14 protein-coding genes are annotated in these 16,258 nt (G+C 72.0%); 8 read left to right on the top strand and 6 right to left on the bottom strand.

The genetic code is table 11. The features are described 5' to 3' along the window. Positions 1-141: 141 nt before the first annotated feature. The 8 genes from gap (at position 142) to AB4Z02_RS08270 (ending at position 7,311) form a co-directional block, all read left to right on the top strand. The gene (gap, locus tag AB4Z02_RS08305; protein ID WP_056885239.1) at positions 142-1,146 is read left to right on the top strand and encodes a type I glyceraldehyde-3-phosphate dehydrogenase; all 1,005 of its coding nucleotides are present in this window, start codon (positions 142-144) and stop codon (positions 1,144-1,146) included. A gap of 31 nt (positions 1,147-1,177) precedes the next feature. Beyond that, complete coding sequence (locus AB4Z02_RS08300) at positions 1,178-2,386, top strand: phosphoglycerate kinase (protein ID WP_441970336.1); 1,209 nt, start codon at positions 1,178-1,180, stop codon at positions 2,384-2,386. 81 nt (positions 2,387-2,467) lie between these two features. Further along, a complete protein-coding gene (tpiA, locus tag AB4Z02_RS08295; protein ID WP_441970335.1) occupies positions 2,468-3,274 on the top strand; it encodes a triose-phosphate isomerase in 807 nt (268 codons plus the stop codon). 97 nt (positions 3,275-3,371) lie between these two features. Then, complete coding sequence (gene secG, locus AB4Z02_RS08290; protein ID WP_056885236.1) at positions 3,372-3,617, top strand: preprotein translocase subunit SecG; 246 nt, start codon at positions 3,372-3,374, stop codon at positions 3,615-3,617. A 22-nt stretch (positions 3,618-3,639) separates the two neighbouring features. Next, complete coding sequence (locus AB4Z02_RS08285; RefSeq protein WP_056885235.1) at positions 3,640-3,990, top strand: RNA polymerase-binding protein RbpA; 351 nt, start codon at positions 3,640-3,642, stop codon at positions 3,988-3,990. A gap of 17 nt (positions 3,991-4,007) precedes the next feature. After that, entirely contained in the window at positions 4,008-5,105 is a 1,098-nt protein-coding gene (locus AB4Z02_RS08280) for an acyl-CoA dehydrogenase (protein ID WP_441970334.1), read from the top strand. Between the two features lie 38 nt (positions 5,106-5,143). After that, positions 5,144-6,580: a PIG-L family deacetylase gene (locus AB4Z02_RS08275; RefSeq protein WP_441970333.1), complete on the top strand. Its 1,437-nt coding sequence runs from the start codon at positions 5,144-5,146 to the stop codon at positions 6,578-6,580. Continuing rightward, the gene (locus AB4Z02_RS08270) at positions 6,577-7,311 is read left to right on the top strand and encodes a glycosyltransferase (RefSeq protein ID WP_441970332.1); all 735 of its coding nucleotides are present in this window, start codon (positions 6,577-6,579) and stop codon (positions 7,309-7,311) included. Before AB4Z02_RS08275 ends, AB4Z02_RS08270 begins: the two co-directional genes overlap by 4 nt. A 73-nt stretch (positions 7,312-7,384) precedes the next feature. Here AB4Z02_RS08270 and pgl read toward each other — a convergent pair whose 3' ends face one another. The 6 genes from pgl to tkt form a co-directional block, all read right to left on the bottom strand. Then, positions 7,385-8,137, bottom strand: coding sequence for a 6-phosphogluconolactonase (pgl, locus tag AB4Z02_RS08265; protein ID WP_441970331.1), 753 nt, complete (start codon positions 8,135-8,137; stop codon positions 7,385-7,387). Continuing rightward, complete coding sequence (opcA, locus tag AB4Z02_RS08260; protein ID WP_441970330.1) at positions 8,134-9,480, bottom strand: glucose-6-phosphate dehydrogenase assembly protein OpcA; 1,347 nt, start codon at positions 9,478-9,480, stop codon at positions 8,134-8,136. Before opcA ends, pgl begins: the two co-directional genes overlap by 4 nt. 76 nt (positions 9,481-9,556) lie before the next feature. Next, positions 9,557-11,101: a glucose-6-phosphate dehydrogenase gene (zwf, locus tag AB4Z02_RS08255; protein ID WP_056885231.1), complete on the bottom strand. Its 1,545-nt coding sequence runs from the start codon at positions 11,099-11,101 to the stop codon at positions 9,557-9,559. After that, positions 11,098-12,765, bottom strand: coding sequence for a glucose-6-phosphate isomerase (locus AB4Z02_RS08250; RefSeq protein ID WP_441970329.1), 1,668 nt, complete (start codon positions 12,763-12,765; stop codon positions 11,098-11,100). The genes zwf and AB4Z02_RS08250 overlap by 4 nt, the downstream gene beginning before the upstream one ends. Beyond that, positions 12,762-13,892 (bottom strand): transaldolase, encoded by a 1,131-nt coding sequence (gene tal, locus AB4Z02_RS08245; RefSeq protein WP_441970328.1) that lies wholly within the window; start codon positions 13,890-13,892, stop codon positions 12,762-12,764. Before tal ends, AB4Z02_RS08250 begins: the two co-directional genes overlap by 4 nt. A gap of 5 nt (positions 13,893-13,897) precedes the next feature. Continuing rightward, a complete protein-coding gene (gene tkt / locus AB4Z02_RS08240) occupies positions 13,898-16,195 on the bottom strand; it encodes a transketolase (RefSeq protein ID WP_441970327.1) in 2,298 nt (765 codons plus the stop codon). Positions 16,196-16,258: the final 63 nt, after the last annotated feature.

Here is a 16,258-nt window from a genome sequence, read left to right as displayed (position 1 = left end):
CCGGCAGGTTTGCGGCCGCCGGTTACCGGCCCGTACACCGGACCACGCTGTCGACGTGGCCGCCCGATCCAATAGGGTCGGAGCGAACACTCGTGCCGCGCCACGCGGCATACCGTCCCCATCTGAGAAGGACCAGGCATCGTGACTGTTCGCGTAGGCATCAACGGCTTCGGCCGCATCGGCCGCAACTTCTACCGCGCTGTGGTCGCCTCCGGCGCCGACATCGAGATCGTCGCCGTCAACGACCTCACCGACAACGCCACGCTGGCGCACCTGCTCAAGTACGACTCGATCCTCGGTCGCTTCGACGGTGACGTCACCTCGACCGACACCGACATCACCGCCGGCGGCAAGACGTTCAAGGTCTTCGCCGAGCGCGACCCCGCCAACCTCAAGTGGGGCGAGCTGGGCGCTGACGTCGTCATCGAGTCGACCGGCTTCTTCACCGACGCCACCAAGGCCAAGGTGCACGTCGACAACGGTGCCAAGAAGGTCATCATCTCGGCCCCGGCCAAGAACGAGGACGTCACCGTCGTCATGGGCGTCAACGACAGCGCCTACGACGCCGACAAGCACACGATCATCTCCAACGCGTCCTGCACCACGAACTGCCTGGCGCCGATGGCCAAGGTCCTCAACGACGAGTTCGGCATCGTCAAGGGCCTCATGACCACGATCCACGCCTACACCGGCGACCAGAACCTGCACGACGGCCCGCACAAGGACCTGCGCCGCGCTCGCGCCGCGGCCCTCAACATCGTGCCGACCACGACCGGTGCGGCGAAGGCCGTCGCCCTCGTGCTGCCCGAGCTCAAGGGCAAGCTCGACGGCTACGCGCTGCGTGTGCCCGTGCCCACCGGCTCGGCGACCGACCTCACCTTCGAGGCGTCCCGCGAGACCACGGTCGAGGAGGTCAACGCCGCGGTCAAGGCCGCCGCCGAGGGCCCGCTCAAGGGCATCCTCGTCTACACCGAGGACCCGATCGTCTCCAAGGACATCGAGACCGACCCGGCGTCCTGCATCTTCGACGCCGGCCTCACCAAGGTCATCGGCAACCAGGTCAAGGTCGTCGGCTGGTACGACAACGAGTGGGGCTACTCCAACCGCCTCGCCGACCTCGTGACCCTCGTCGGCTCGTCGCTCTGAGCGCCGCCCACCGAGCGGACTGAGCCGACCCATGCAGTCGATCTCCGAGCTGGGCGACCTGCGCGGCAAGCGCGTCCTCGTCCGGTCAGACCTCAACGTGCCCCTCGACGGGCGCACCATCACCGACGACGGCCGGATCAAGGCGTCCGCGCCGACCATCAAGGCCCTGTCCGAGGCGGGCGCACGCGTCATCGTGTGCGCCCACCTCGGGCGCCCCAAGGGCGCGCCCGAGGACAGGTACTCCCTGGCCCCGGTCGCCGAGCGCCTCGGGCAGGTCCTCGGCCGCGACGTCACCTTCGCCACCGACACCGTGGGTGACAGCGCCCGTGCGGCCGTCGACGCCGCGCAGGACGGCGACGTCGTGCTGCTGGAGAACCTGCGGTTCAACGCGGGGGAGACGGCCAAGACCGACGAGGAGCGCGCGGAGTTCGCCGGTCAGCTGGCCGGTCTCGCCGACGTCTTCGTGTCCGACGGGTTCGGGGTGGTGCACCGCAAGCAGGCCAGCGTCTACGACGTGGCCCGCCTGCTGCCGTCCGCTGTCGGTGGCCTGGTCGAGACCGAGGTGGGCGTGCTCCAGCGCCTGACCCAGGACCCCGAGCGCCCGTATGCCGTGGTGCTCGGTGGCGCGAAGGTGTCCGACAAGCTCGGGGTCATCGACAACCTCCTGCAGACCGCCGACCGCCTGCTCATCGGCGGCGGCATGGTGTTCACGTTCTTCGCGGCCCAGGGCTACGAGGTCGGCAAGAGCCTGCTCGAGGCCGACCAGGTCGAGACGGTCAAGGGCTACCTCGACCAGGCCAAGGAGCGAGGTGTCGAGATCGTGCTCCCCGTCGACATCGTCGCCGCGACCGAGTTCTCGGCCGACGCCGAGCACGACGTGGTGCCGGCCGGCGCCATACCGGCCGACCGGATGGGCCTGGACATCGGCCCGGAGTCCGGGGTGCTGTTCGCCGAGAAGCTCGCCGACTGCCGCACCGTCTTCTGGAACGGCCCCATGGGGGCGTTCGAGATGGAGCCGTACGCCGCCGGCACGGCTGCCGTGGCCAAGGCCCTCGTCGAGGTGACCGCCCAGGGCGCCCTGACGGTCGTCGGCGGAGGCGACTCCGCTGCGGCCGTGCGGCAGCTGGGGTTCGCCGACGAGCAGTTCGGCCACATCTCCACCGGCGGTGGCGCGAGCCTGGAGTACCTCGAGGGCAAGCAGCTCCCGGGTCTCACGGTGCTCGACGAGACCCGCGCCTGACCACCGCACCACCCGCCCCACGACGTCCCCGGTGGGCCGGGCCCAGCGCCCGGCCCACCGTCACACCCCTAGGACCACCCCATGGCAGCCAAGACCTCCGGCCGCACGCCCCTGATGGCGGGCAACTGGAAGATGAACCTCGACCACCTGCAGGCGACCCACCTCGTGCAGAAGCTCGACTGGACCCTGCGCGACGGCCGCCACGACTTCGCCGCCGTCGAGGTGGTCGTGCTCCCGCCGTTCACGGACCTGCGCTCGGTGCAGACGCTCATCGACGGTGACCGCCTGCAGCTGCGGCACGGCGCCCAGGACCTGTCGGTCCACGACGCCGGTGCCTACACCGGTGAGGTCTCCGGCGCGTTCCTGGCCAAGCTGGGGTGCAGCTACGTCGTGGTCGGCCACAGCGAGCGGCGCGAGTACCACGCCGAGACCGACCAGGTCGTCAACGCCAAGGTCAAGGCTGCGTTCAAGCACGGGCTCGTCCCGATCTTCTGCGTGGGCGAAGGGCTCGAGGTCCGACAGGCAGGCGAGCACGTGCAGCACGTCCTGGCCCAGGTCGAGGCCGGGCTCGCGGGCGTCACCGCCGAGCAGGCCGCGACCTTGGTCGTCGCGTACGAGCCCGTGTGGGCGATCGGCACCGGTGAGGTCGCCACCCCCGAGGACGCCCAGGAGGTGTGTGCGGCCATCCGGACCAAGCTGGCCGAGCTCTACAGCGGCAGCCTCGCCGACAGCGTGCGGGTGCTGTACGGCGGTTCGGTCAAGGCGGCCAACGTCGCCGCGATCATGGAGCAGGAGGACGTCGACGGCGCCCTCGTCGGCGGTGCCTCGATCGTGCCGGAGGAGTTCTCCTCCATCTGTCGCTACCGCGACCACCACAAGACGGCCTGAGCCCGGCGCGGCCGGTTCTGGCCGGCGCGGCGAACAGGTATCCTGACCGCTGCTGCCGTTTCGGTGGCGGACTGTTGTCGACGAAGATGGGTGAACCGTGGAAGCCGTACGCATTGGCCTGCAGGTGCTGCTGGTCATCGGTGGTCTGTTCCTGACGCTGCTCATCCTGCTCCACAAGGGCAAGGGTGGCGGCATGTCCGACATGTTCGGCGGTGGCATGTCCACCTCGCTGGGCTCGTCGTCCGTGGCCGAGCGCAACCTCGACCGCTTCACCGTCGCGGTGGGCATCGTGTGGTTCGCGTGCATCGTCGGCATCGGTCTCATCGACCGCTTCTCCGCCTGACCCGAGAGGAAGTACTTCCAACATGGCAGGTGGCAACGCAATCCGCGGCAGCCGAGTCGGCGCCGGCCCGATGGGCGAGGCCGAGCGCGGCGACGCCGCTCCTCGCGTCTTCGTGTCCTACTGGTGCGCCAACGGCCACCAGACCCGTCCCAGCTTCGCCGAGGAGCCGGGCCTCGCGGTCCCCGAGACCTGGGACTGCCCGCGCTGCGGGTTCCCCGCCGGCCAGGACGAGGCCAACCCGCCCGCCCCGCCGAAGGTCGAGCCCTACAAGACGCACCTGGCCTACGTGAAGGAGCGCCGCTCCGACGCCGATGGCAAGGCGATCCTCGACGAGGCCCTGGCGACCCTGCGCGACCGCAAGCTGATCCAGTAGCACCCACCCCGCACCCGATGGCTGCGAGACTTGCCGGGGCGGACCCGGTCTGGGTGGAGCTCGCTCCGGGTGCCTCGGGTGTCGTGCCCGGCGCCGGCTCCGGAGGCGCGGCCTCCATGGGCGTCGACGAGCTTCTCCGGCGAGCGGTGGACGCAGCCGGTGACCCAGGCGCCGGACTGGCCCTGCTCGACGACCTCGGCGACGTTCCGCTTCCCGGGCACGGGCGCACAGCCGAGCTGTGGTCGCTGCTGGTCTCGCTCGCTGCTGTCGACCTCACCGTCGCCCGGGCGGTCGAGCCGCACCTCGACGCCCTCGCCATCCTCGACCAGGCGGGTGCGGGGGACTGCGCTGGTCCCGGGCAGTCCTGGGGCGTCTACGCCGCGCACGCGCCCGGGGTCCGGCTGGAGGCGGTGGCCGACGACACCGGCGCCTGGACGCTCACCGGCACCAAGCCCTGGTGCTCGCTGGCCCAGCACCTGACCCATGCCGTCGTGACCGCCCACACCTCGCCGACGGCCCGCCGCGCGTTCGCCGTCGACCTGCGTCACCCCGGGGTCACCCACGACGACCCGACCGGCTGGGTCTCCCGCGGCCTGCCCGAGCTCACCAGCGTGGCCACCCACTACGACGCCGTGCCGGCCCAGCCGGTGGGTGGGGACGAGTGGTACCTCGAGCGCCCGGGCTTCGCGTGGGGCGGCATGGGGGTCGCGGCCTGCTGGTACGGCGGGGCGGTCGGGATGGCCCGCACCCTCGCTGCGACAGCCGGTCGCCGGGCGCCCGACCAGGTCGCGCTCATGCACGTCGGGGCGGTCGACACCGGCCTGCACGCCGCCCGCGCGGTGCTGGCCGAGGCGGCTGCCGCGGTGGACGCCGGCAATGCCGACGGTGCCGCCGGTGCCCTGCTCGCGGCCCGCGTACGCGGCGTGGTCGCCTCGGTGGCCGAGGACGTCGCCACGCGCGTGGGCCACGCCCTCGGGCCGGGTCCACTGACCTCCGACGCCGCGCACGCCGCCCGCACCGCCGACCTGCAGGTCTACCTGCGCCAGCACCACGCCGAGCGTGACGAGGCGGCGCTCGGCGCGCAGGTGCTGGCAGCCGGCAGTGACCGACCGTGAGCGACCGACCGTGAGCGACCGACCGTGAGCGACCGACCGTGAGCGACGCCGCCAGCCGTCCGGACGGCGAGGCACCCGGCTTCGACCCGCACGCCGCGGGTACCCCGGAGGCGCAGTGGCTCCGCGCCCTGTGGACCCGCACCCGCGTCGGCGACCGGCAGCTGCTCGGCGCCTCGACGGGAGTCGTCGTGGTCGCGGCCCACCCGGACGACGAGACGCTGGCCGCTGCGGGCCTGCTCGCCGCCGCGGGACGGGCGGGGCTGCCCGCCACCGTCGTCGTCGCGACGTCGGGGGAGGCGTCGCACCCCGACTCCACGACCCACCGCCCGGACCAACTCGCCGTCCTGCGCGTGGAGGAGGTCCGGCAAGCTGTGGCGCGGGCACACCCCCGCGCCGACCTGGTGCTGCTCGCCCTGCCGGACAGCCAGCTCGCCGACCACGAGGACGAGCTGGAGCAGGCGCTGGCGCCCTTGGTCGGCCCGAGCACCCTGGTCGCCGCGCCGTGGCGCCGCGACGGGCACGCAGACCACGAGGCAACCGGGCGGGTCGCGGCTCGCGTCGCGTCCGGGGCCGGCGTCCGCCTGCTGGAGTACCCCGTGTGGCTGTGGCACTGGGGTGCCACCGCGGCCCTCGACAGCCTGGACGTGACGTGCCTCGACCTCGACCCCGAGCTGCAGCGGCTCAAGGCTGAGGCGCTGGCCTGCCACACGTCACAGACCGCGGCCCTGTCGCCGTCGCCGGGTGACGAGGCCCTGCTCACGCCCGAGTTCCTGGCCCGCTTCGCCCGCCCCTTCGAGGTGTTCCTGTCAGCCGTGCCGGCGGGCGGTGACGAGTCGCGTGGCCATGACGAGGTGTCAGACGGCAGCGAGGTGGCGCGGGGGAGTGACCACGACTTCGACGCGATGTTCGACGACGGCGACGACCCGTGGGGGTTCGAGAGCTCCTGGTACGAGCAGCGCAAGCGGGCTGTGACGATGTCGTGCCTGCCCACCGCGCGGCTGGGCCGGGTGCTCGAGGTGGGCTGCTCGACCGGCGTCCTCACCGCCGAGCTGGCGTCCCGGGCGACCTCGGTCGTGGCGACCGACCTCAGTGCCGAGGCGGTGGCGCGAGCCCGTCGACGGTTCGCCGACGTGCCCGGAGTGCAGGTGCTGCGGCTGCGTGCCCCGCAGCAGTGGCCGGAGGGCGAGTTCGACGTCGTCGTGCTGTCGGAGATCGGCTACTTCTGGCACGCCGACGAGCTCGACGAGGCCCTGCGCCGCGCCGTGGGGTGCCTTGCCCCGCACGGGGTCCTGGTCCTGTGCCACTGGCGCCACCCGGTGCAGGGCTGGCCCCTGGACGGGGACACCGTGCACCGAGTGGCTTCGGGGATCGTGGGTATGGAGACGGTCGTGAGCCATGTGGAGCAGGACTTCAGGGTCGACGTGCTGGCCCGACCCGGCTTCGCGTCGCCTGCGGCCGCGGAGGGGCTGGCGTGACGTCGGTCGAGCGCGTCGTCGTGGTGGTGCCCGCCCGTGACGAGGAACGGTTGCTGCCTGCCTGCCTGGACTCGATACGCGTGGCGAGGCATGCCCTCGCGCGGCGGCGACCCGAGCTCGGCGTCGAGGTGGTGGTCGTCCTCGACCGGTGCACGGACCGGTCGGCGCAGGTCGTGGCCGGGTACGGCGACGTGACCAGCCTCGTGTCCACCGCCGGCTGCGTCGGCGCCGCGCGGGCAGCCGGCGTCGCAGCCGCCCTCCCCGCGGGAGGTGACGACCGCCGGACCTGGCTCGCCAGCACCGACGCAGACACCGAGGTACCCGCCGACTGGCTGCTGGCCCAGGTCGGGCTTGCGGACGAGGGCCTGGACCTCGTCCTCGGCACCGTGGTGCCCTACGACCTCGAGACGCGGGTGCTCCGGGCCTGGTCCCAGCGGCACCACCTGGGGGAGGGGCACCCGCACGTCCACGGGGCGAACCTGGGCGTCCGGGCCAGCAGCTACCTCGCGGCTGGCGGGTTCGCCGCCGTGCCGCTGCACGAGGACGTCCTGCTGGCCGAGGCGGTCAAGGCGTCCGGCAGCGCGTGGGTGGCCACCGACGCCGTACGGGTGAGGACGGCGAGCCGCTGGCGTGGGCGGGTGAGTGGCGGGTTCGCGACGTACCTGCGTGAGCTGGCCTCCGAGGTGACTGACGTCGCGGCGCCCGGGGCGACGCAGTCTTTGAGCGGTTGACCCGGCCAGGACCGGGTCAACCGCTCAAACTCGCAGGGACGTGGCGCCTGGGACAGCCGATCGCGACGCGAGGTCAGGCGAGCTCGGACGCCGCGTCGGCGTCCAGCAGCCACAGCGTCTCCGCTCGTCCCTTGACCTGGGCGCACGAGGACTGCTCAGGCGGGGCGCCGGCCACGCCGAGGGCGACGGCGTGCGCCTTGTCAGCACCCGCCACGAGGAACCAGGTGCGCTCGGCGCGCGCGAGGGCCTCGAAGGTCAGGGTGATGCGGGTCGGCGGCGGCTTGGGGGAGTCGTGCACGGGTGCGACGGACACCCCCGAGACGAGCTGGTCGGGGTGGCCCGGGAAGAGCGAGGCGACGTGCCCGTCGGGCCCCACGCCCAGCAGCAGGACGTCGAACACCGGCGACGCGGCGCCCTCGTCCGACGCGGCCGCGAGCTCGTCGGCGTAGCGGCGCGCTGCAGCTGCGACGTCGTCGCCGTCCGGCCCGTCGGGGCCCGGGACCGAGTGCACCTTGGCCGGGTCGAGCGGTATGGCGTCGAGCAGCGCCTCACGGTTCTGCGTCTCGTTGCGCTCGGGGTCGCCCATGCGTAGGAAGCGCTCGTCGCCCCACCACACGTGCACCTGCGACCAGTCGACCGCGTCGCGCGCCGGGCTGGCGGCGACGGAGGCGAGGATGGCTGAGCCCATGGACCCACCGGTCAGGACCAGGTGCGCCTGGCCGCGGGCAGCCTGGGCGTCGACCAGGGCCGTGACGAGCCTGGCCCCCGACGCGTCGGAGAGCAGCTGCTTGGTGGCGTGCACCAGCACCACGGGCGCCGCGGTCACGAGCCGGACCCCTCCGTCGTGCCACTGCCCGCCGTCGCAGGAGCCTTCGGCTTCGACGACGACGCCCTGGACGCCGCCGCCTTCGACGAGGCCGCCTTGGACGAGGCGGCCTTCGACGACGCCTTGGACGGCGCAGCCTTCGACGAGGCGGCCTTCGCCTTCGACGTCGTCGAGGACCGGGCCGTCTTGGCGGCCTTCGGCGTCTCCGACTTCGCGGCACGTGCCGACTTGGCCTCGTCGAGCTTGCGGGCGGCAGCCTTCTTCACCGTGGTCGTCGTCCCCGGGGACTGCTCCGGGTCGGAGGCCGCCACCATGGCCGAGCTGCCCGCCTTGGGCTGCGCCCGGGCGATGCGTCGCGCCTCGGTCTCGGCCTCCTTGGGCGAGGGCGCATCGCCCTCGCGGACCGCCTCGCTCGCCGTAGGGCTCGAGCGCCCCACCCGGGCCAGGCCCTTGCGGATCGCCGCCTCGTAGATGTCGTCGGGGTCGAGCCGGCGCAGCTCGTCGGCCAGGCACTCGGCGGTAGCCCGGCGGGCCAGGGTGATCCGGCGCACGGGCTGCCCCGGCTGGGTCAGGGTGGCGACGGTGCCGTCGGGACGGACGAGGTCGACGGCGCCGCTGCGGCGCTCGAGGCGCACGCTGATCATGCCGGTGCCGGCGCGGCTGCGGGCGCGAGTCACCTTGCAGCGCAACGTCTCTGCGAGCCAGGCCGCGAGCAGGTCGGTCGAAGGCGAGTCGCTGCCACCGGTGACGGTGGCCTCGATGACCGGCTCGAACGGGCGCTGGTCCAGTGCGGCGGCCAGCAGGCCGCGCCACAGGGTGATGCGCGTCCACGCCAGGTCGGTGTCACCGTCGGCGTAGGTGTCGGCCCGGTTGAGCAACGACTTGCGGGGGTTCTTGGACTCGGCCGAGTCGGTGATGCGGCGCTGGGCCATCGAGCCGATCGGGTCCTTCGAGACGTTCACGGGTGCCTCGCTCGGCCACCACGCGACGACGGGGGAGTCGGGCAGCAGCAACGGGATGACGACGCTGCGCCCGTGCTCGGTGAGCGGGCCGTAGAGGCGGGCCACGACGACCTCGCTGGCGCCGGCGTCACCGCCGACCCTGATCTGGGCGTCGATGCGCGACGCGCCGCGCTTGTTGCCGATGACGACCGCGATGATGCGGCACGGGTGCTGCCGGCTCGCGTCGTTGGCCGCCTCGATCGCCTCGTCGGCCTCCTGCTCGTCGACGACGATGATGAGGGTGAGCACGCGACCGAGCGCCATCGCGCCGGTGTCCTGGCGGAGCGCGACCAGCTTCTTGCTGATCGCGACCGTCGAGGTGCTGGGCAGGTCGATGATCACCGGGGTCCCCGTTCAGTATCGGAGTGAGGCACGAGCGCGGGTCCCACGCTCTGCGTGGGCGAACTGGATGGGGTGGTCAAGGCATCCTCCAGACGCGGCCGTCGCGGCGCATCATCTCGTCGGCTGACTCGGGGCCCCAGCCTCCGGAGAGGTAGGGCTCGGGTGCGGTCTTCTGCTTCGCCCAGAACGCCTCGACCGGGTCGAGGATCTGCCAGGAGAGCTCGACCTCCTCGTGACGGGGGAACAGCGGCGGGTCGCCGAGCAGGACGTCGAGGATGAGGCGCTCGTAGGCCTCGGGGCTGGACTCCGTGAACGCGCGCCCGTAACCGAAGTCCATCGTCACGTCGCGCACCTCCATCTGCGCGCCGGGCACCTTGGCGCCGAAGCGCATGGTGATGCCCTCGTCCGGCTGCACGCGGATGACGATGGCGTTCTGCCCCAGCTCCTCGGTGGCCGTGTCGTTGAACGGCAGGTGCGGGGCCTTCTTGAACACCACGGCGATCTCGGTGACGCGCTTGCCGAGGCGCTTGCCGGTGCGCAGGTAGAACGGCACCCCGGCCCAGCGGCGCGAGTCGATCTCGAGCTTGACCGCGGCATACGTCTCGGTGCGCGAGTCCTTGGCGACGCCGTCCTCGTCGAGGTAGCCGATGACCTCCTCGCCGCCCTGCCAGCCCGGGGCGTACTGGCCGCGGGCGGTGGCCTTGGACAGGTCCTTGGGCAGGCGCACTGCCGACAGGACCTTCTCCTTCTCGGCCCGCAGGTGCTCCGCGGCGAAGGAGACGGGTTCCTCCATGGCGGTCAGCGCGAGGAGCTGCAGCAGGTGGTTCTGGATGACGTCGCGCGCGGCGCCGATGCCGTCGTAGTAGCCCGCGCGGCCACCGATGCCGATGTCCTCGGCCATGGTGATCTGCACGTGGTCGACGTAGTTGGCGTTCCAGACCGGCTCGAACAGCTGGTTGGCGAAGCGCAGGGCCAGCAGGTTCTGGACCGTCTCCTTGCCGAGGTAGTGGTCGATGCGGAACACCGAGTCGGCGGGGAAGACGCCCTCGACGATGTCGTTGAGCTCACGGGCGCTCTTGAGGTCGTGCCCGAACGGCTTCTCGATGACGACGCGACGCCACGAGTCGCCCTCGGGACGGCTCAGGCCCGAGCGCTCGAGCTGCTCGCAGACCGTGGAGAACGAGCCCGGCGGGATGGACAGGTAGAACGCCTGGTTGCCACCGGTGCCGCGCTCGTCCTCGAGCAGCTTGACCGTCTCGGCCAGCAGGTCGAAGGAGTTGGGGTCGTCGAACGTGCCCGGCACGAAACGGAAGCCCTCGGCCAGGTTGCGCCACACGCTCTCCCGGAACGGCGTGCGCGCGTGGGCCTTGACCGCGTCGTACACGATCTTGCCGAAGTCCTGGTCGGCCCAGTCGCGCCGGGCGAAGCCGACGAGCGAGAAGCCCGGCGGCAGCAGCCCTCGGTTGGCCAGGTCGTAGATCGCTGGCATGAGCTTCTTGCGGGCGAGGTCGCCGGTGACACCGAACAGGACCATGCCGCAGGGACCGGCGATGCGGGGGAGGCGCTTGTCACGCGGGTCGCGCAGGGGGTTGTTGTCCTGCGTCACGCGGGTGGGGCTCATGCACTGCCTTTCGCGTCCGTGCCCTCGGCGGCCGGGGCCGCGAGGGCCTCGCGCACCTGGGCCAGTCCGGCGTCGTGGTCGGTGAGGTGGAGCTGCAGGACCGGGCGGTGGTGCTCGGCCAGGACCTGCGCGTCGCCGGCGGCCTGGGCCGCGACGAAGTCGCCGAAGCTGAACTCCCGCCCCGGGACGGCGAGGTCCTCGTGGGGCGCGGTCGTGACCTGGAGGTAGACCCCGGTGGCCGGGCCACCCTTGTGGAACTGGCCGGTGGAGTGCAGGAACCGCGGCCCCCAGCCGAAGGTGACGGGGCGGTGGGTACGCCGCGCGAGCCCGGACCGCACGGACGCCAGGTCGGCGTCGGCGAGCCGGTCGAGGTAGGCCATGACCGCGACGTAGCCACGGTCGGTGTCGAGCTGTCCGAACAGCGCCTCGAGCGCCTGGGGGACCGTCGTGGCACCACCCAGCCAGTTGCCGCCGAGGGCGCGGATCTCCACCGCACCGTCGGTCGCCGCCGGGGCGTCGGAGGAGCCCATGCCCTGGTCGAGCAGGGTGCGTGCAGCCTTCTTGGCGCTCTCCACGTCGGGCTGGTCGAACGGGTTGATCCCGAGCAGCCTGCCGGCGGCCGCGGTCGCGACCTCCCACAGCAGCAGCTGGGCACCGAGCGGGCCGCTGACCGCGACCTCGGACCGGTCGGCGTGGACGACCTCGTCGGAGGACTCGGTGTCGTCGTCATCGCCGGTGAGGCGGACGACGCTCACGTCGGCGTCGGGCGAAGCTGCCTCGGGGTCGCTGGTCGAGCCGACCACCACGGGCAGGATGCCCGTGCCCTGCTTGCCGGTGCTCTCGGCGATGAGCTGCTCGGCCCAGTCGGGGAACCCGACGATGCCGGAGCCGTCGTCGACGAGGACGAGCTTGTCGCGCAGGGGGCTCGTGCCGGCCATGGCGGCACCCAGGCGCAGCCCGGGGTTGCCGTCGTCGTCGGCGCTGAGCACGTCGGCCACGGCCTCCGCGTCGTCGAGCAGCGCCTCGATGTCGGCGCCCGCCAGGCCGGAGGGGACGAGCCCGAAGGCGGTCAGGGCCGAGTAGCGCCCGCCGACGTTGGGGTCGGCGTTGATGACGCGGTAGCCACCGGCCCGCGACTCCTCGTCGAGGGGGCTGCCGGGGTCGGTGACCACGACGATGCGGGTCGTGGGGTCGATCCCCTTGTCCTCGAACGCCGCCCGGAAGGCGCGGCGCTGCGAGTCGGTCTCGACCGTGGAGCCGGACTTGCTTGACACGACCACGACCGTGCGCTCGAGGTCGACGATCGCGGAGCGCACCATGTCGGGCTGCGAGGAGTCGAGGACGACCAGGTCGACCCCGGCCGTCGCGCAGATGACCTCGGGCGCGAGCGAGGAGCCACCCATGCCGCAGAGCACGACCCGGTCGACGCCCTCGCCGCGCAGCTGGTCGCGCAGCGCGGCGATCTCACCGAGCAGCGGCCGTGACGTGCGGGCGAGGTTGACCCACGACAGGCGGATCGCCGACTCGGACTCGGCCTCCTCGCCCCACAGCGTCGCGTCCTGCGCGAACAGCTTGCTCGCGAACCGCGCCTCGACCAGCGCCGGGACGGCGGAGGCGATGGCGTCCGCGGCGGGGCCGGAGGCGACCACACCGAGTGCGCTCACTTGTCGCCCTGCTCCACGTCGGCGCGCGCGAGGTCCATGTCCTTCTGGGCCTCGTCGATCAGCTCGCCCCAGGCGACCTCGAACTTGTCGACGCCCTCGCGCTCGAGCTGCGAGGTGACCTCGGCGTAGGAGATGCCGAGCCCCTCCAGGGCGTCGAGCACCTCGGCGGCGTCAGCGTAGGCGCCCGTCACGGTGTCACGGGTGATGTCGGCGTGGTCGACGACCGCGTCGAGGGTCTTCTCCGGCATGGTGTTGACCGTGTGCGGGGCGACCAGCTCGGAGACGTAGAGGGTGTCGGAGTAGGCCGGGTCCTTGACACCGGTGGATGCCCACAGGGGACGCTGCACGTGGGCACCGTCGTCCTCGAGGTTCTTCCACCGCGGCGTCGAGAAGACCTCCTCGTAGGCCTGGTAGGCCAGGCGGGCGTTCGCGACGGCCGCGCGACCCTTGAGGGCCGTGGCCTCGTCGGTCCCGAGCTTGTCGAGCCGCTTGTCGACCTCGGTGTCCACGCGGGAGACGAAGAACGAGGCGACCGAGTGGATCGTCGACAGGTCCTTGCCCTTCTCGCGGGCCTGCTCCAGGCCGGTGAGGAAGGCGTTCATGACACCGCGGTAGCGGTCGAGGGAGAAGATCAGCGTGACGTTGACGCTGATGCCCTCGGCCAGCACCTGGGAGATGGCCGGGAGGCCCTCGACCGTGGCGGGGATCTTGATGAGGACGTTCGGGCGGTCGACGGCGTCGTGGAGCTTCTTGGCCTCCTCGACGGTCCGGCCGGTGTCCTTGGCCAGGCGGGGGTCGACCTCGATCGAGACCCGGCCGTCGACGCCGTGGGTCGACTCGTAGATCGGCATGAAGGCGTCACACGCGTTGCGGACGTCCTCGGTGGTGAGGTTGAAGACGACCTCGTCGACGGTCTTGCCCTCGGCGGCGAACCGGCGCAGGTCGGCGTCGTACCGGTCGCCCTTGGCGAGGGCGGCCTGGAAGATCGACGGGTTCGTGGTGACCCCGACGACCCCCTTCTCGATGAGCTCCTGCAGGTTGCCGGTCTCGACCCGCTCGCGCGAGAGGTCGTCGAGCCAGACGGAGACTCCCTGGTCGGCGAGGGCCTTGAGTGCGTTGTCAGTCACGTGAGTCACTTCCCTTTGGATGCAGCGCTCTTCGTGGCGGCGCTGCGCTTGGTCGTGGTGTCGGTCGCCTTGGTCGGCGAGACCGCGGCGCGGGGCCGGGTCTGGTTGACGGTGGGCGCCGCGCTGTGTCGCGCGGTGGCCCTGGCGTCCTTGAGGGAGTCCTTGGCGGCCTTGACGACGGCCTCCGGGGTGATGCCGAACTCCCGGTAGAGGGTCTTGTAGTCGGCCGAGGCGCCGAAGTGCTCGAGGCTCACGCTGCGGCCGGCGTCACCGACCAGGTCGTGCCAACCCATCGACACGGCGGCCTCGACGCTGACCCGGGCCCGGACCTCGGGCGGCAGGACGCGGTTCTGGTAGGCCTTGCCGGACTGCTCGAACCACTCGCGACACGGCATGGACACCACACGAGTGGCAACGCCCTGGCGCTCCAGAGATTCCCGCGCCTCGAGGGCGATCGCGACCTCGGAGCCGGTGGCGATGAGGATGACGTCCGGCGCGGACCGGCCGTCCTTGCCGCCGTCGATGAGGACGTAGGCGCCCTTGGCCGCGTTCGAAGCCTTCGCGTAGACGGTGCGGTCGAGCACGGGGACGTTCTGTCGGGTCAGGGCCAGCGCGGCGGGACGAGCGTTGCGCAGGACCTGGCCCCACACGGCCGCGGTCTCGTTGGCGTCCGCGGGACGGACGACGTCGAGGCCGGGTATGGCGCGCAGCGAGGCGAGGTGCTCCACCGGCTGGTGGGTGGGCCCGTCCTCGCCGAGGCCGATGCCGTCGTGCGTCCACACGTAGGTGACGGGCAGCTGCTGGATGGCCGCGAGCCGCACCGCGGGGCGCATGTAGTCGGAGAAGACGAGGAAGGTGCCGCCGTACGGGCGGGTGAGCCCCTCGAGCGCGATCCCGTTGAGGATCATGCCCATGCCGTTCTCGCGGATGCCGAAGTGGAGCGTGCGGCCGTAGGGGCCGCCCTTCCACTCGCGGGTCTGGCGGTTGCGCGGGATGAAGGACGGCTCGCCCTCCATCGTCGTGTTGTTGGACTCGGCGAGGTCGGCCGAGCCGCCCCACAGCTCCGGCATCACGTCGGCGAGTGCGGTGAGCACCTTGCCGGACGCGGCGCGGGTGGCCATGCCCTTCTCCGCGTCGGCCGGGAACGTGGGGAGGGCGGCGTCGATGCCGTCGGGCAGCTCGCCCGCGACGAGGCGGTCGAGCATGGCGGCGCGGTCCGCGTTGGCCTTGCGCCACGCGGCATACCGCTTGTCCCAGGCCTTGTGCGCCGCCTTGCCGCGCTTGGTCACCTGGCGGGCGTGCGCGAGGACCGGACGGTCGACCTCGAACGTCTTCGCGGGGTTGAAGCCGAGCAGCTCCTTGGTCGCCGCGATCTCCGCGTCGCCGAGGGCGGAGCCGTGCGACTTGCCGGTGTCCTGCTTGGTCGGGGCCGGCCAGGCGATGATCGTGTGCAGCTGCACCAGCGTGGGGCGGTTGCCCTTCTTGGACTTCTCGAGCGCCGCGTACAGCGCGTCGATGTTCTCGACGTAGGAGGCGCCGTCACCGTCGCCGCGCCAGTCGACGTCCACGACATCCCAGCCGTAGGCCCGGTATCGCGCCGCGACGTCCTCGGAGAACGAGATGTCGGTCTGGTCCTCGATGGAGATCTGGTTGGCGTCGTAGATGACGGTGAGGTTGCCGAGCTGCTGGTGGCCGGCGAGCGAGCTGGCCTCTGCCGACACGCCTTCCATGAGGTCGCCGTCGGAGGCGATGACCCAGATGTGGTGGTCGAAGGGGCTCTCGCCCGGCTTGGCCTCCGGGTCGAGCAGGCCACGCTGGCGGCGCTGCGCCATGGCCATGCCGACCGACGAGGCCAGGCCCGAACCCAGTGGCCCGGTGGTGATCTCGATGCCGGTGGTGTGGTGGACCTCGGGGTGCGCTGGGGTGATGGATCCCCACGTGCGCAACGCCTTCAGGTCCTTCAGCTCCATGCCGTAGCCGGACAGGAAGAGCTGGATGTACTGGGTCAGGCTCGAGTGGCCGGCCGACAGGACGAACCGGTCGCGGCCGAGCCAGGCGGCGTCACTGGGGTCGTGCGTCATCACCTGCTGGTAGAGCAGGTACGCCGCAGGCGCGAGGCTCATCGCGGTGCCGGGGTGGCCGTTGCCGACCTTCTGCACGGCGTCGGCGGCGAGCAGGCGAGCGGTGTCGACCGCGCGTACGTCGAGGTCGGTCCAGCCGGCCTTGCGGGCCACGGGCCGGCGAAGCGAGCTGCTGCGCTTCCTTGGGGGAGTGGCCTTGGCGGAACGGGATGCGGTGGGCACGGATGGTTCTCCTCACACTGAGCTGCAGGCGTCGCACGACAACGGGTCCGAGACTAGTCCTGA

The sequence above is a fragment of the Pedococcus sp. 2YAF34 genome, assembly GCF_052114585.1.
In the GTDB taxonomy this organism is placed as follows: Bacteria; Actinomycetota; Actinomycetes; order Actinomycetales; family Dermatophilaceae; genus Pedococcus.
Note: the sequence above shows the minus strand (reverse complement) of the source record. Positions and strands in the feature narration are given on the sequence as shown.